This is a genomic window from Bradyrhizobium daqingense, assembly GCF_021044685.1.
In the GTDB taxonomy this organism is placed as follows: Bacteria; Pseudomonadota; Alphaproteobacteria; order Rhizobiales; family Xanthobacteraceae; genus Bradyrhizobium; species Bradyrhizobium daqingense.
Genome location: NZ_CP088014.1, coordinates 3,830,259 through 3,845,642, shown reverse-complemented (window position 1 = coordinate 3,845,642; position 15,384 = coordinate 3,830,259). Strand labels below are relative to the sequence as shown.

14 protein-coding genes are annotated in these 15,384 nt (G+C 65.2%); 10 read left to right on the top strand and 4 right to left on the bottom strand.

Annotation, left to right across the window (positions count from 1 at the left end; translation table 11 throughout):
• Positions 1–134: 134 nt before the first annotated feature.
• The 7 genes from LPJ38_RS18230 to LPJ38_RS18200 all read left to right on the top strand — a co-directional run bounded on the left by LPJ38_RS18230 (position 135) and on the right by LPJ38_RS18200 (position 6,072).
• Positions 135–626 carry a tripartite tricarboxylate transporter TctB family protein gene (locus tag LPJ38_RS18230; RefSeq protein WP_145627634.1) on the top strand — a complete coding sequence of 164 codons (492 nt, stop codon included), beginning with the start codon at positions 135–137 and terminating at the stop codon, positions 624–626.
• A 3-nt stretch (positions 627–629) separates the two neighbouring features.
• Positions 630–2,141 carry a tripartite tricarboxylate transporter permease gene (locus LPJ38_RS18225; RefSeq protein WP_145627636.1) on the top strand — a complete coding sequence of 504 codons (1,512 nt, stop codon included), beginning with the start codon at positions 630–632 and terminating at the stop codon, positions 2,139–2,141.
• A 95-nt stretch (positions 2,142–2,236) separates the two neighbouring features.
• Positions 2,237–2,551, top strand: a complete 315-nt coding sequence (locus LPJ38_RS18220) for a nucleotidyltransferase family protein (RefSeq protein WP_145627639.1) — start codon at positions 2,237–2,239, stop codon at positions 2,549–2,551.
• On the top strand, positions 2,552–2,896 hold the full coding sequence (locus LPJ38_RS18215) for a HepT-like ribonuclease domain-containing protein (protein WP_145627641.1): 345 nt from the start codon (positions 2,552–2,554) through the stop codon (positions 2,894–2,896).
• A 21-nt stretch (positions 2,897–2,917) separates the two neighbouring features.
• Positions 2,918–3,904, top strand: a complete 987-nt coding sequence (meaB, locus tag LPJ38_RS18210; protein WP_145627643.1) for a methylmalonyl Co-A mutase-associated GTPase MeaB — start codon at positions 2,918–2,920, stop codon at positions 3,902–3,904.
• On the top strand, positions 3,901–4,608 hold the full coding sequence (locus LPJ38_RS18205; protein ID WP_145627645.1) for a pyroglutamyl-peptidase I: 708 nt from the start codon (positions 3,901–3,903) through the stop codon (positions 4,606–4,608). Before meaB ends, LPJ38_RS18205 begins: the two co-directional genes overlap by 4 nt.
• A gap of 93 nt (positions 4,609–4,701) precedes the next feature.
• Entirely contained in the window at positions 4,702–6,072 is a 1,371-nt protein-coding gene (locus tag LPJ38_RS18200; protein WP_145627648.1) for a TIGR03808 family TAT-translocated repetitive protein, read from the top strand.
• A gap of 122 nt (positions 6,073–6,194) precedes the next feature.
• Here LPJ38_RS18200 and LPJ38_RS18195 read toward each other — a convergent pair whose 3' ends face one another.
• From LPJ38_RS18195 to LPJ38_RS18180, 4 genes are all read right to left on the bottom strand, one after another.
• On the bottom strand, positions 6,195–6,977 hold the full coding sequence (locus tag LPJ38_RS18195) for a TIGR03809 family protein (RefSeq protein ID WP_145627650.1): 783 nt from the start codon (positions 6,975–6,977) through the stop codon (positions 6,195–6,197).
• A 481-nt stretch (positions 6,978–7,458) separates the two neighbouring features.
• Entirely contained in the window at positions 7,459–9,174 is a 1,716-nt protein-coding gene (locus LPJ38_RS18190; RefSeq protein ID WP_145627652.1) for a S8 family serine peptidase, read from the bottom strand.
• 16 nt (positions 9,175–9,190) lie between these two features.
• The gene (locus LPJ38_RS18185) at positions 9,191–9,886 is read right to left on the bottom strand and encodes a hypothetical protein (protein ID WP_145627654.1); all 696 of its coding nucleotides are present in this window, start codon (positions 9,884–9,886) and stop codon (positions 9,191–9,193) included.
• Positions 9,883–10,452: a sigma-70 family RNA polymerase sigma factor gene (locus LPJ38_RS18180; protein ID WP_060735540.1), complete on the bottom strand. Its 570-nt coding sequence runs from the start codon at positions 10,450–10,452 to the stop codon at positions 9,883–9,885. Before LPJ38_RS18180 ends, LPJ38_RS18185 begins: the two co-directional genes overlap by 4 nt.
• Positions 10,453–10,888: 436 nt before the next feature.
• Here LPJ38_RS18180 and LPJ38_RS18175 point away from each other — a divergent pair, with 436 nt between their 5' ends.
• The 3 genes from LPJ38_RS18175 (at position 10,889) to LPJ38_RS18165 (ending at position 15,361) form a co-directional block, all read left to right on the top strand.
• Positions 10,889–12,046 carry a GGDEF domain-containing protein gene (locus tag LPJ38_RS18175; RefSeq protein WP_145627655.1) on the top strand — a complete coding sequence of 386 codons (1,158 nt, stop codon included), beginning with the start codon at positions 10,889–10,891 and terminating at the stop codon, positions 12,044–12,046.
• Positions 12,047–12,108: 62 nt separating this feature from the next.
• A complete protein-coding gene (locus tag LPJ38_RS18170; RefSeq protein ID WP_145627657.1) occupies positions 12,109–13,209 on the top strand; it encodes a DUF2336 domain-containing protein in 1,101 nt (366 codons plus the stop codon).
• A gap of 247 nt (positions 13,210–13,456) precedes the next feature.
• A complete protein-coding gene (locus tag LPJ38_RS18165) occupies positions 13,457–15,361 on the top strand; it encodes a hypothetical protein (protein ID WP_145627659.1) in 1,905 nt (634 codons plus the stop codon).
• Positions 15,362–15,384: the final 23 nt, after the last annotated feature.

Here is a 15,384-nt window from a genome sequence, read left to right as displayed (position 1 = left end):
GCCCCTCATGGTGAGGAGCCCGCTAAAGCGGGCGTCTCGAACCATGCAGGCCGAGCACTTTCGCCATATGCGCTAGCCCAACCCGCGCGGAGAGAGGGAGCCCACCTCCCGGAATTCTGACAGGACTCCTCCCAATGCGTCTTCCCGACTCCGTCACGGGATCGTTTCTGGTCGTGCTGGGCGCGGCCGCCGCCTATGGCGGCTGGATCTTGCCGCCGGTGCCGGGGCAACCGGTCGGCCCCAACGTGTTTCCGCTGGTGATCGGCTGCGGCCTTGCGCTATGCGGCCTCGCGATCGTGTTCGGCATCGGGCATTCCTTCGAGGAGGAGGAAGAGCTGGTCCCGTTCGAGAACGGTCAGGCCGCTGCGCCGCCGCCGCAAAGCAAGCTCTACGGCCTGCGCGCGCTGCTGCCGCCGGCGCTGCTGTTGTTCTACGTCTTTGCCGCCGACCGACTCGGCTTCATCATCACCGCGGCCATCATGGTCTACGTCACCTCGACTGCATTGGGAGCGAAGTGGAAGCTGGCGCTGCCGCTCGCGGCGCTCTCGCCCTTCGCCATCCACCTCATCTTCGGCAAGCTGCTGCGCGTGCCGCTGCCGGTCGGCCTGCTGCCGATGCCCTGGTGATTCATGCTGAAAACCCTGATTGATGCGTTCGCGCTGATCTCCACCTGGGAGGTCATCATCTCGATGTTCGCGGCTTCCGTGTACGGGCTGGTGATCGGCTCGCTGCCGGGTCTGTCGGCGACCATGGCGACCGCCCTGCTCGTCCCCGTCACCTTCTACCTGTCGCCAATCGCAGCGATCGCAACCATCGTCGCGGCGTCCTCGATGGCGATCTTCTCCGGCGACATTCCCGGCGCATTGCTGCGCATTCCCGGAACGCCGGCGTCCGCCGCCTATGCCGACGAAGCCTATGCCATGACGCGCAAGGGCCAGGCCGAGCTCGCGCTCGGTGCCGGCGTCTGGTTCTCCGCGGTCGGCGGCATCGCCGGCGTGCTCTCGCTGATGATCCTGGCGCCGCCGCTCGCCGAGATCGCGCTGTCGTTCTCGACCTTCGAATATTTCTGGCTGGCGCTGCTCGGCCTGATGTGCGCCACGCTGGTGGCCCGCTCCTCGCCGGTGAAGGCGATCGCGGGCATGTTCATCGGCCTGCTGGTCGCCTGCATCGGCATCGAGAACCCCGGCGGGGTACCGCGCTTCACCTTCGGCATCACCGATCTGTTCGGCGGCATCGAGCCGATCCCGGCGCTGGTCGGCGTGCTCGCGGTGGCGCAAGTGATGCGCTCGATGCTGACACCCGAGCCGCCGCCGCTGCCGCGCCGAAAATTCGGAAGCATCATGGCCGGCCAGTGGAGGCTGACCAAGCTCTATCATTGGCAGATGACGCGCGGGAACATCGTCGGCATCATCATCGGCGTGCTGCCCGGCGCCGGCGCCGACATGGCCGCCTGGGTCTCCTATGCGATGTCGAAGCGCTTCTCCAAGGAGCCGGAGAAGTTCGGCACGGGTCACGTCGAGGGCCTGGTGGAAGCCGGCGCCAGCAACAATGCCAGCATCGCCTCCGGCTGGGTGCCATCGCTGCTGTTCGGCATCCCCGGCGACACCATCGCTGCGATCGCGATCGGCGTGCTCTACATGAAGGGGCTCAATCCAGGCCCGACGCTGTTCACCGAGAAGGCGTCGAGCATGTACGCGATCTATCTGATGTTCATCATCGCGAACATCATGATGATCCCGCTCGGCATCGCCATGATCCGCATCGCCGCCTACATCCTGCTGGCGCCGCGCTCGGCCATCATGCCGATCATCATGCTGTGCTGCGCCGTCGGCTCGTTCGCGATCGGCAACAACATGTTCGGCGTCGTCACCGTCGCCGCCTTCGGCGTGATCGGCTATGTCATGGAAGCCAACGGCTATCCCGTCGCCGCCATGGTGCTCGGCATCGTCATGGGCACCATGGTCGAGCAGGCTTTCGTCACCTCGCTGATCAAGTCGGACGGCAGCATCCTGCCGTTCTTCGAGCGCCCGGTTGCGGCCATCCTCGCCGCCATGGCGATCGGTGCCCTGCTGTGGCCGGTGATGGTGTGGGTGTGGCGCAAGGTGAAACCGGCCCAGACGGCGGCGGCAACGGGCCGGTGACATCGGGCGGGCGGGGCCTCGTCTGTCCCGGCCGGGGCAGCCGCGCTGTCTTCGTATCGCTGGGCCGGGCGGCTACCCTGTGCTAAGATCCGTCCATGACAGATGTCGCAGACATTCCACTCCAAACTCTCATCGGGAAGCTCCGAGAGCTTGCTCCCGCCTTGAGGGCTGCGGGCGTGAAACGGCTGCAGATCTTTGGATCGCGTGCCCGCGGTGACGCGCGGCCGGACAGTGACCTCGACGTGCTGGTCGAAACGACCTCGCGCGAGGAAGCGCCGCGGTTCGACTATTTTGAGGCTCTACACCTGATCGAGGACCATGTCGGCGTTCGAGTGCAGATATCGATGCGGGACTTGTTGAAGCCGCGCATGGCCGAGCGGATCGCGGACGATCTGATCGAGGTCTTCTGAATGCCGCCGACCGTCGAAGACCGGCTGCTCGATATTCCGGAAGCCATATCGGACATCGAAGGTGTCACGAAGGGCCTAACGTTCGATCAATTTGTCTCCGAAAAGACCTCCCGCCTCGCAATCGAACGCCTTCTCGAGATCATCTGCGAGGCATCGAGATTCATCCCGGATGAGGTCAAGCGAACGGAGCCCGCAATCGACTGGCGCAAGATGATCGACTTTGGGAATCTTCTGCGTCATGCCTACAATATGACGAAGGCCGAGATCGTTTGGGATATCATTCAAACACACCTTCCACCGTTGAAATCCTGCGCTGAGAGACACGTTCGCATGTCGGGCCGCTAGCGGCTGGACGCGAAAGCAACGATGACCAGTCCCAAATCCATCGACACCAAATCCCTTGCCCGCGACCTCCGCACCGGCAACCGCGCGGCACTGGCGCGGGCGATCACGCTGGTGGAGAGCCGGCGCGCCGACCACCAGGCGCTGGCGCGCGAGCTGGTGCAGATGCTGCTGCCCGACACCGGCAAGGCGGTGCGCGTCGGCATCACGGGATCGCCGGGCGTCGGCAAATCCACCACCATCGACGCGCTCGGGACGTATCTGATCGAGCAAGGCAACAAGGTCGCGGTGCTCGCGGTCGATCCGTCCTCGGCACGCAGCGGCGGCTCGATCCTCGGCGACAAGACACGGATGGCGCGCCTCGCGGCCTCGGACCGTGCCTTCATCCGGCCCTCTCCGTCATCAGGCACGCTCGGCGGTGTCGCGGCCAAGACCCGCGAGGCGATGCTGCTCTGCGAAGCCGCCGGCTTCGATGTCGTGCTGGTGGAGACCGTCGGTATCGGCCAGTCCGAGACCGCGGTCAGCGACATGACCGATTTCTTCCTCGCCCTGATGCTGCCGGGCGGCGGCGACGAGCTGCAGGGTATCAAGAAGGGCCTGGTCGAGCTCGCCGACATGATCGCGATCAACAAGGCCGACGGCGACAATCTCAAGCGCGCCAACATCACCGCCGCCGACTATCGCGGCGCGCTGCATATTCTCAGCCCCCGGTCCGAGCATTGGCATCCACCGGTCGAGACCTATTCGGCACTCACCGGCGATGGCATCGCAAAGATCTGGCAGAAGATCCTGGATCACCGCAAGGCGATGAACGCGTCCGGCGATTTCGCCGCACGACGGCGCGATCAGCAGGTGAAGTGGATGTGGTCGATGCTGGAGCAGCGCATGCTGGCACGACTGCGCAGCGAGGCGTCGGTGCGAACGAAAGTCCGGAAGATCGAGGCCGAGGTCGCCGAGGGTCATCTCACGCCGGCCCTCGCCGCCGAGCGGATCCTCGAGTTATTGCAATGAGCGAAAAGCTCCGCATTCTCCTCACCGGCTTCGGACCGTTCCCCGGCGCGCCCTATAACCCGACCCAGCCGCTGGTGGCACGGCTGACGCAGTTGCGCCGTCCGGCGCTTGACGGTGTCGAGTTGTCGAGCCACATCTTCCCCGTGACCTATGCCGCAGTCGACCGGCAATTGCCCGAGGTGCTCGCGAAGATCAAGCCGCATGCGTTGCTGATGTTCGGCCTCGCCGCGCGCACGCCCTACCTGCGGATCGAAACCCGCGCGCGCAACGCCGTCACCATGCTCTGGCCCGATGCCGCCAACACCCGCTCGAGCAAGCGCGGCATCGCCGGCCACGCGGACGCGATGATGTTCGGCCCGCACACGGCAAAACTGCTGCGCGCCGCGCGACTGACCGGCATCGATGCCCGCGCCTCGCGCGATGCTGGCGCCTATCTCTGTAATTATCTGAGCTGGCGGGCGATCGAGAATGTGAGAGCCGACGGGCCGCAGCTTGCGGCGTTCATCCACATTCCCCTGCTTGCCCGAAGCGGCGCCGTGCGACGCAAGGGCGCACCGCGCATGACGCTGGAGGAGCTGGTGGATGCGGGCGAGGCGATGTTGATGGAGATGGTGCAGTTGGCACGGAAGCAGCCGAACAAGCCGGCATCGAAAATGGTGGGCGCGCTTCGCTTTGCCCACCCTACGGCACCGGCTGTGCGGTAAACATTTAACCCTACCGCGAACAATCCCCACGGCCCTCAGCTGGCTGCGCTACCTAATCCCCCGCGGACCCCCGCGTCCGCCGGAGGACGCGTCATGGACCTCAATCGTCGCCATCTCATCGGGGCTTCGACCGCCGGCATCGCCGGCGCACTCGCCATGCCGGCCGACGCGGCGCGCGCGGCGCCGCTGACGTCCCTGCTCGGCCGCGACGCCACGCAATATGGCGTGCGACCCGGCAGCAGCGAGGATCAGACGCGCGCGCTGCAGCGCGCGATCGACGAGGCGGCGCGGGTGCAAATGCCACTCGCCTTGCCTCCCGGCATCTATCGGACCGGTCTGTTGCGATTGCCGAGCGGCGCGCAACTGATCGGCGTGCGCGGCGCGACCAAGTTCATGTTCACCGGCGGGCAGTCGGCGATCCAGAGCGACGGGTCCGATGCGATCGGCCTCACCGGCATCACCTTCGACGGCGGCAAGTTTCCGCTGCCGACCCGCCGCGGCCTGATCCACATCTTGGGCGGCCGCGACGTGCGCATCGCCGATTGCGAGATCACCGCTTCCGGCGGCAGCGGCATCTGGCTCGAGCAGGTGTCGGGCGACATCTCCGGCAATATCTTCACGAATATCGCGCTGACGGCGGTGGTCTCGTTCGATGCCAGGGGCCTCAGCGTGTCCCGCAACACCATCACCGGCACCAACGACAACGGCATCGAGATCCTGCGCACCGCGATCGGCGATGACGGCACCTTGGTTGCCGATAACCGCATCGAGGATATCAAGGCAGGCCCCGGGGGCTCGGGCCAGTACGGCAACGCCATCAACGCCTTCCGCGCGGGCAACGTGATGGTGCGCGGCAATCGCATCAGGAATTGCGACTATTCGGCCGTGCGCGGCAATTCCGCCTCCAACATCCACATCACCGGGAACAGCGTCAGCGACGTACGCGAAGTCGCGCTCTATTCCGAGTTCGCGTTCGAAGCCGCCGTGATCGCCAACAACACGGTAGATGGCGCCGCCGTCGGCGTCTCCGTCTGCAATTTCAACGAAGGCGGCCGCATCGCGGTGGTCCAGGGCAACATCATCCGCAACCTGATCCCGAAACGGCCGATCGGCACCGCGCCGGATGATGATGCCGGTGTCGGCATCTACATCGAGGCGGATTCGTCGGTGACCGGCAATGTGATCGAGAACGCGCCGTCCTATGGCATCGTCGCCGGCTGGGGCAAATATCTCCGCGACATCGCGATCACGGGCAACGTGATCCGAAAGGCGCTCGCCGGCGTCGGCGTCTCCGTGGTGCCGGGCGCCGGCACCGCACTCGTCAACAACAACATGATCTCCGAGACCCCGCGCGGCGCCGTGGTCGGCCTGGACCATGCGCGCGCGGTGACGTCCGACCTTTCGGCAGATGGCGCGCAGCGATTTGCTCAGGTCGTGATCGGCGGAAACGCGGTGCGGCGCTAGGCCCGCGGCTAGGCAGAGGGGCCGTTCATCCTTCGAGCCTCCACCTGAGACGCGATGCGTCCCTTGCCTCGCACCTCGGGATGACGGGTGAGAGAGATGCGCCAGGCCTGTTGGGCCTTGCCCTAGAATGCGTTCCTGAGAAGCGGGTATTTTGCTTCCAGGCCATCGAGGCTGAAGGTGAATTCGACGACGCGCTCCGGGGCCGCGACGATCTCCTCGGGCGGCGGGGCGAACTGCGGAAGGAGCGCAGCCATTGCTGCAGGCGCGCTCTTCGACGGCTTCGCGGCTGGCACCGCGAGCGGCAGCTTCACTTCAGGCGCAGTGGACGGCGCCGTCGCGGCAGGCGCAAGCGGTGACCTCACGGCGGGTGCGGTGAACGGCGCCCGCGCAGCGGGAGCCCTGAGCGGCGGCATCTCGGCGGGGGCGATGAACGCTGCCATCGTGGGCGGCGCCATCATGGCAGGCGGCGCGACCGGCGCCGGCGGCTCGTTGCGCGGTGCGATCGGGGCTTCGATGATTTCGGCGAGAACGTCCGGCTTGGGATCGAGCCTGACCGGTACGGCGGTCTCGGGCGCGATGTGGACGGCCTTCGGCTGCACGGTCTGCGCCTGTTGCTCGCGCGGAAACACGCGCGGCATCGTTGCCGGCGACCAGCCGAAGGCGGGCGTCACGCTCGCGGCGGCTTCGGCGACGTCCGCGCCGGTCGCAAGCGCGCGCCAAGTCTGGACCGCGCGCTTGGCCTCCTGGATGTTCTCGAGAAACGCGATCTCCGAATGATAACGGCGCCAGCGGCCGGTCTCGAACATTTCGGAGAGATGCTGCAGCCGCTGCTCGGCGAGAGCGCACCAGCGTGCCGCAATGTCGCGGCTAACAGCGTCGCGAACGACTTCTTGGCGATGTGTCATGAACCAGCCCGTCAGGGGAAAATACGGACGCGGAGGACGCAACGCACACGAATCAATTTAGACGCGACATGAATATTTTGTGGAAAAGTTTTGACTTGTCCAGCAACGACACCGCGTCGGTCATCAAACACCGTAGTCGTGCGGACATTTGCTGTGTTTTCGAGTCAAGCTTCGCACAAGCATGACGGGCTTGCAGGGTGTCGAGCGAAGGTTCGCCACGAATCCAGACAGGTTCGTTCAACCGCAAGCTGAATGCGCGCGAGGCTTCAAAAATCAGGATGCAAAAGAAAAGACCCGTCCGGGGGGACAACCGGACGGGTCAAGCCATATGGGCGCTTGGGGTGGATGGGCGCTCGCGCCTGATATGACCGATGGGGAGGGATGACCGCTCCCACATCATTTGGTCGTGGCAGCTGGCTGAACGTTCAACGCGACGTTTGCTTTTTGGGGCTTGGCCTAGCGCGCAGCTTTGTCGCAGGCCTTATCGCGTCGCCGGCCTATCCGCCTGAGAAACCGTGGATTTCTCGTCCGAGCTCGACAGCGAGGGTTGTTCGATTGCGCGCATACCCGGCTCGTCGCGACGCTTGCCGGCATCTTCACGTTTTGTTGTACCGGATGCCGCGGCGACCGGCGTCGCATTGTCGGCGGGAACGGCCATGACCGCGGCAAACGCGTCGGCCTGGCCGTCGCCGAACTGATCGTCGCGCCCGGGTGAACCGAGGTCGCGCGCGGTCTTCGTCAGCGTCATGCGCAGCGCTTCCGGCTTCAAGGCATGGTTGCGCTCCAGCAACAGCGCCGCTACGCCGGAGACGTAGGCCGCCGAGAACGAGGTTCCCGACGTGATCTGATATTTGCCGCCGGGCGCCGGCAGGAAGATGTCGACGCCGGGAGCTGCGACCGCGATGTGATTGCCGCGGTTGGAGGCGGTGAACAGCCTGTCCTGCTGATCGGTCGCGCTGACCGCGATCACGTTCGGGTTGGCGGCGGGATAGAGCGGCGGCGATTTCGCGCCGGCATTGCCGGCGGCCGCGATCAGCACCAGGCCGCGCGCGGCGGTCGCGGCGATGGCGCGCTCGATCACCGCGTCCTTCGGACCGGCAAAGCTCATATTGACGATCTGCGCGCCGTGCTCGGCGGCATGGTTCAGCGAGCGCAGGATGACGTAGGACGAGCTCTCGGCGCCGCCCGCAGTGCCCCCGAAGGCGCGGATCGCGATGATGCGCGCCTCGGGCGCGCTGCCCATCAGCCGGGCGTGCGCCACGATGGCTCCCGCGATGCCGGTGCCATGAATATGCGGGCCCTCGGCGCTGCCGAGCGCATCGAAACTGTCGGCGACGGAGTTGGCGAGTTCGGGATGGCTGGCGTCGATGCCGGAATCGATCACGGCGACCGTGACGTTGGCGCCGTGCACCAGCGTATGCGCCTGCGGCAGGCGGAGCTTCGTCAGCGCATATTGCGCCGGATCGCCCTCGGTCGTTCGCGACGACCTTTGATCCTGGAGCACATAGCGGAAGTTCGGCTGGAGCGAGCGCACGCTGCCGTCGGCCGCGAATTCGCGCCGCACCGTCTCGTACGGTCGGCCGTCGCTGATGCGGAACAGGCCGAAGGTGGCGCCGATCAACGGAAAATTCTCGGAGGCGACGCGCGTCAGGCCGTGGCGACGGGCGAGCTCATCGGCCTCGGTCGGCGACAGCGCAGCGTCGATCTCGGCGACGAATTCATTGGCGAAGCTGCGCGAGGTGACCGCGACCGGCGTGTTGTTGCCGCGCCCCTTGCCGGCGGTTTTCTTGCCCGACTTTCCACCGCCCTGCCCGCCTGCGTTGGGTTGACCTGCGCACTCGCCGTCGGCATCACGGTAAGCTGCAGTGCACGCCGGATAGAGGTTGGGGGAATAGCGCGCATAGGGCACTACCGGCTTCATCGGCCGTACGCGCGACGTCGTGGTATGGGGAATGGTCGCCATCGTCCGCGGACCGCGGTCGACGCTGACCGTGCGCCCGGCGAGACTGGAGGTGACGCGCGGGGCCATGCTCGGAGAGATGGTCGGCGTGCGCGAGGGAACGCTGATCGCGGGTGCGCGCATGATCGCCTGCGCCTGCGCAGGCTCCACGCCCAAACAGGCGGTGAGCAATAGCGCGGCGCCGACCGACGAAGCGTAGGCCCCGGCGCGTCCCCTGTTCTCGGACTTGCGCGTCATGGGTTCAGCGGCGCGTTCAGGGCGCCGCGACGGCCAGATTGACGAACTTCTCGCGCTGCATCTTGCCGAGCAGCGAGGCGAGCTCGTCCTGGCTCATCGCCTTGTTGAACTGGAGGCGGAACATGCCCCCCTTGGCGCCGTCGACGATCGAGGCCTGGTAGCTGTCGAGCAGCGCGGTGATGTCGGCAATGCGCGCCTCGGGCGTGAAGCGCACCAGCGCGCGGGCCGGCGTCGACGCGTTGCCGAGTTCGCGCGTGACCGGAGCGCTGGTCGACAGCGAAGCGGTCTGGAAGGTCGCCGGCTGGTTCTTCATCAGCACGGCGCCGATGATTCCGGCCTGCAGCACCAGCGCGACGGCGCCGAGGCCCGCCGACCAGGCCAGCGTGCGCGGCGACAGGCCCGCGAAGAAGGTCGAGATACGCGCCGACAGCGGCAGCGAACCGGTCGCCCGCGCCGGCTCGGCGTCGATCGCGGCGAACAGTTTCTGCATCGCTCGCCCTGACGGAGCCCCCAGGCTCTCGTTCAGACGAATGGTCTCTTCGTACTCGCCGCGGATCGCGGCATATTGCTTCGCCAGCTCGGGATCGCGCGCCAGCGCTTCCTCGACGCGGCGGGCATCGCGCGCGTTCAGCGTGCCGGCAGCGTGCCAGGGCAGCAGCAGTTCAATCTCACTGGGCTCTTGCTCCAGCATCTTCTTGCTCAAAGCCATCATGGCCAGCCTCGCTCAACGCCGGCTGCCTTCAGCAGTTCGGCCAGTTTCTTGCGCGCATAGAACAAGCGCGTCTTCACAGTGTTCTCCGGTATCCCGACGATTTCGGCCACTTCCTCCACGGACTTCTCGTGGTAGTAGACGAGATCGACGATCTCCCGATGGTCAGGCGAGAGGCCCGTCAGACACTCCCGCAACGCCTCACTGGTATCCTTCTTCTGGACCACCGTTTCCGGATCGTCGGACGTATCCTCGATCGCGTTGGCAGCCTCTTCGTCCAGCTCGAAATCCTTCCTGCGCCGCAGCGCAGAGAGGGCCTTGAATCGGGTGATTGCCAGCAGCCAGGTGGAAACGGCGGATCGACCCTCGAACTTGCCGGCTTGACGCCAGACGTCGAGAAACACCTCGCTGATGAGGTCTTCCGCCGCCTGCTCGTCCCGCACGAGCCTGAGACCGAACCTATAAACCCTGACATGGTGCCGCCCGTACAGCACCTGCATGGCGAGCCGGTCACCTTGGGCGATCCTGGCGATCAGGACCTCGTCCGTAGCCGCCTGTGTCACGCTCAATGGCCGTCTCGCAAGGTTGGTCGGGTCGGTGCGGCGGACGGTTCGACTGGAGGGGCGAAATTCTTCAACCTACCGCAGTCATCCGGGAGCTTGTGTGATCTACTCCACATACGAGCATTTTCCGTGTTCCGCCCCTGGCGGCCGGCCGTTCCGGTCCAGATTGGTAGCATAATACTGAACATTTCCCTGCAGTGGCCGTCCGGCACAGGCGGTGCGGCCAAGTCTGGTTCCCCATAGTAGCCCTGCACGACCTATGTCTCGCGAACCCCCGTTTTGGCTCGACCGCATTGCACCCAATGCCTAATCGACGGCAAACGATCTTGCCCGTCGATGTTCCATGGCCCGAAGACCACGGACGGATTCGATTTCAAAAGGATACCAAACCTAAAGGCTTGCCACGTAGATTTTTGCGCTGACATCCACCATTGGCGGGACAATGAGCACGGCCGCGACGTCCTTTCCGGAGAGGAATGCCGCCGAAGTCGCGGATCTCGTCCTCACACCCGAGGCCGCCGCGCCCGAAGTCCGCGCGCGCCGGACCCGGCAGCGCCGCCAGATGTATATCGGCCAGGTCGCAAGCTACTCGCTCGGCGCCTCGGTCTTGTTGCTATACGCCTTTGACGGTGCGATCTCCCTCGACGTTGCCTCGTTGTTCTGGTTCGGCGGGCTCCTGACCATCGGCACGTTCGCCGTGCTCTCCGAAGCCGGTGTCGGCGAAAGGTTCAGCGACCACTATCTCACCGTATTCCAGATTTCGGCGCACACGGCGCTGCAGTTCGTGTTCCTGCTATCGGTGCCGACCATCGGCATCACCTTCATCAGCGTGCTGTTCCTGATCTTCGCCTTCGGCTCGCTGCGCATGACCTCGGCGCAGGCGATGCTGACCTGGGCGATCGCGACCTGCGGCCTTGCCGCGGTCTTCCTCGCGTCCGACCTGCCGATCGGCCTGCCCGTCGCAACGCGGCTGCAGCGGACCGCCTCCATGCTGTGCTTCGTGCTGGTGATCGGCCAGTGCGCCTTCCTCGGCCTGTTCGGCGCCACGCTGCGCAAGGTCCTGTATCGGCGCAGCATCGAGCTGAAGGCCGCCTATGAGCGCATCGAGGAGTTGGCCGAGCTCGACGAGCTCACCGGCTCCTACAACCGCCGCTGCATCATGCGGCTTCTCGATGCCGAGATCGAAAAGTCGCGGCAGGCATCGACAGCTTGCGCGATCGCGCTGATCGATCTCGACTGGTTCAAGCGCATCAACGACGCTCACGGCCATCCCGTCGGCGACGAGGTGCTGCGTACCTTCGCGATCACCGTTTTCGCCAACATCCGCCCGGCCGACTGCTTCGGCCGCTACGGCGGCGAGGAATTCCTGCTGCTGCTGCCGGGGACCGATGGCGAGGCGGCCGCGTGCATGCTCGAGCGCTTGCGCGGCATCGTTGCCGATCTCGACTGGAGCGCATTTTCCCCCGGCATGCGCGTGACCATTTCCGCGGGCGTCGTGACGCTGCGCGAATCTGATACTGCCGACACGTTCCTCGCCCGCGCCGACAGCGCGCTCTATTCCGCCAAGGCACAAGGGCGCAACCGCATTTCAACGAACTGACCAATTCATTTTCCCCGGCGCGTGAGAAGACGTCGCCGGAGCAAACGCTCCAGGACAGGGCAATGAGATCGAAATCCATGAAACCATCCGAGAACCTGCTCGAGGAATTGCAGGCTGCGCTCTCGCACGGCACCGTCGCGCGCCGGGTCGAGACGCTGCGCCGGGTCACCGATCTCTTCGTCGGCAACGCAATGGATTATTCCGACGACCACGTCCGCGTGTTCGACGACGTGTTCCAGTGCCTCATCGAGGAGATCGAGACCTCGGCCAAGGCGCTGCTCGCCGACCGCCTCGCTCCGATCGCGGCCGCGCCGCCCGGGATCATCCGCGCACTGGCGCGCGACGAGGTGATCGAGGTCTCCGGGCCCGTGCTGTCGACATCGGAACGGCTCGACGAGGCGACCCTCATCGAGATCGCGCGCACCAGAGGCCAGGCGCATCTCAAGGCCATCTCTCTGCGGCGGGTGCTGTCGGAGGCATTGAGCGACGTCCTGGTGACCCGCGGCAATGAGGACGTGGTGCAGTCGACCGTCAGCAATCGGGGCGCGCGCCTCTCCGAGGGAAGTCTCACCGATCTCGTCACCCGCGCCGAACGCGACGACGAGCTCGCCACCTGCATCGGCCAGCGGCCCGATTTGCCGCGTCATCACTATTTGAAGCTGGTTGCGAAAGCCTCATCGAGCGTGCGCAGGAAATTGGCGGCTGCGCATCCGGAGCTCGCCGAGGAAGTGTCGAGCGTGGTCCAGGAAGCGGCCCAGCGGGTCCGCGCTGCTACCATGACGAAGCAGACGGAGATGGCGCGCGCACTGGTGAAGTCGCTGTACGACGACGGCCGCCTCAACGAGCTCCAGGTGACCGCTTTCGCCGAGCAGGGCAAGTTCGACGAGACCAATGCGGGGCTCGCCGCGCTTGCGGGCGTTGCGGTCGAGACCGCCGAGAACATGATGATCGAGAGCCGCACCGAGGGCGTGATGATCCTCGCCAAGATCGCGGGCATGTCGTGGCCGAGCGTGCGCGCGATCATCGCCATGCGCGAGAAGCTCTCCGGCGGCTCGCAGACCGACATGCTGGCGCTGCGCGACACCTACGAAGCCCTGCGCTCATCGACGGCGCAACAGGTGCTGCGCTTCCACCGCATGCAGCAGAACACGACGCCTGCCTGAGGCGTGACTCAAGGCATCACCGCTTCGATCGTCGCGCGTGACGTTTCCATGAAACATGCTGCCGCGCTGATGGCGCCCTTGATTTTTTTGTTTTAGCTTCCGGAGGATTCGTCCCGGGGGGTGGGTATTGTTGCGTCTTGTCAAGCCGATAACACGGTCGGAACTCGAGCTTTGGCGATTTCAGAGCTTCGCATTCTGGGGAGCGTGCGTCGGCGCCGTTGCAGCTGGCCTTTCGGCCTATCTGATCTTGAGCGCCGCCAAGCCGGACCTTGGCTTAAACCTCGCACAGGACTTTCCGGTCGTTCAGTCGGACGTTCCGTACGCCGAGGCCATCAAGCGCGCCGAGAAGATCTTCTACATCCTGTTCTACGGGTTCGGAGCCGCTGCAGCGTTTGCGGCCCTCAAGCTTCGACAATTCTTCGAAGGCCGCTCGCTCGTTCTGTTCTACGTCTCGTCGGCGATCATCGTCACGGAGCTGCATCCGTTCCTGCGGGCCACGTTCGAGCCTCGATTGCAAGAGCTCGCGCTGACGGCCCTCGTCGCCGCCGCCTTCATCCCGTTCGTGAGACGCTTCCCGACCCGCATTCACATCGATGGCGATGCGGAATACAAGCCGATCAGGCTCTTCGAATTTCGATGGATCGATGCGGTGCTGATCGCGGCACTGGTGGCTCTGATCCTGCCTGCGGACGTGCAGGGCATGGCCGCGCGGGCATTGATCGGCAATCATCCGGTATCCTACCTGACGGGACCGGCGCTCTATCACTTTGCGGAGGGCTTGGTGCCCGGCCGCGATTTCCTGGCATTCTACGGATACGGGCCGCCTTACCTGTTGAGCCGGTTTCTCACGACGGACGTCAACGCGCTCTATCGCTCCTACATCTGGCTGATCGCCGCAAGTCTCGTGGTCTTCCACCTGTCGGCCTATTGGGTGCTGCGGGACTTCTTCCAGAACCGGGCGATGCCTTTCGTCCTGGCGGTCGTGTTTCTCGCATTGTGCCAGTACGCCGACGCCGATGCTTTCGGCGGCCCTTCCGCACTCGCGATCCGGTACATGTTGGTGTTCATCGCCGTGGGCATGCTTGCGCGCCTCATGGTGCAACCGTCCGAACGGTTGCTGGTGGCGCTGTCCGCCGTCTGCGCCTTCTCGATTTTCTGGAACACCGAGACCGGCATTTATACCTGGGCCGTGGCTTGTGCCGCGTTGTGCGTGCGGTTGCTGGAGCGGCGCCGGTTCTGGGAGGTCGCTGCGTTCACCGGCATGTCGATCGTGTTTCTGCTGGCCTTGTTCGTTGCCGCATATGGTCCGGCGGTCCTCTCCAAGAACTTCCTGTACGTGTTCCTTGCGCCGCTCGGTTTGCACAGCTTCTCGAACTGGGTCGCGGTGATCCTGGTCTGGAAACCCGGTTTGGGGACGGTGTACCAGATCGTCCTGCCCGCGATCGCGATCGGCACGGCGGTGAGCGTCGCCGCCGCATGGACCGGCTCACGCACCGTCGAGCGCGCCTATTTGCTGGTTCTGTCCCTCGTCGCGCTGGTATTCATGGTCAAGTGGGTGAACCGGTCGCTCGATGCGGTCTGGCAGCAGAACGCGTTTGCTTATCTTGCCGTTGGCGCGTGGTGGGGCCGATCGGCGTTTCGTGCCGCCGTCGGCCGAACAAAGTCGCAGCTGGTCCCGGCCGTGTCGCTGGCGGCGGTCGCCGTCGTCTCGATCGCCGTACTTTTGTATGCGCAGGATCGGCGGCAGAACGTGACGATCGGGCTGCGTTCGTATTTGAAGTATCCGAGCATCGCCAGCTTCCGATGGGGAGCAAGCGCCGACCCGATCAAGGTCGCACTCGACGCCAGCGACATCGACCTGGTCAACAAGGCCCTGCCGCCCGGTGGCCGCATGCTGTTGCTGTCCGACCAGGACTGGATCGTTCTCCCGGCCTTGGGGCGGGCCCCCAAGAGCGAGTTCATGCCTTTCCGGGACTCGTTCAGCCGCGACCAGGTGAGCAGGAGCCTTGCCGGCGCCGACTACTTCTTCTTCGAGCGCGGCGCGACCTACCAATATGATTGGATGAAGGAGATGGTGGACGAGACCTTGCGGGAGCAGTTCGTACGCTCCGGAGAGTCGACCCGGTTTATCCTCTATCGCAGGAAGTCATGACGCCGCGCCGCCTTGCCGGCGCG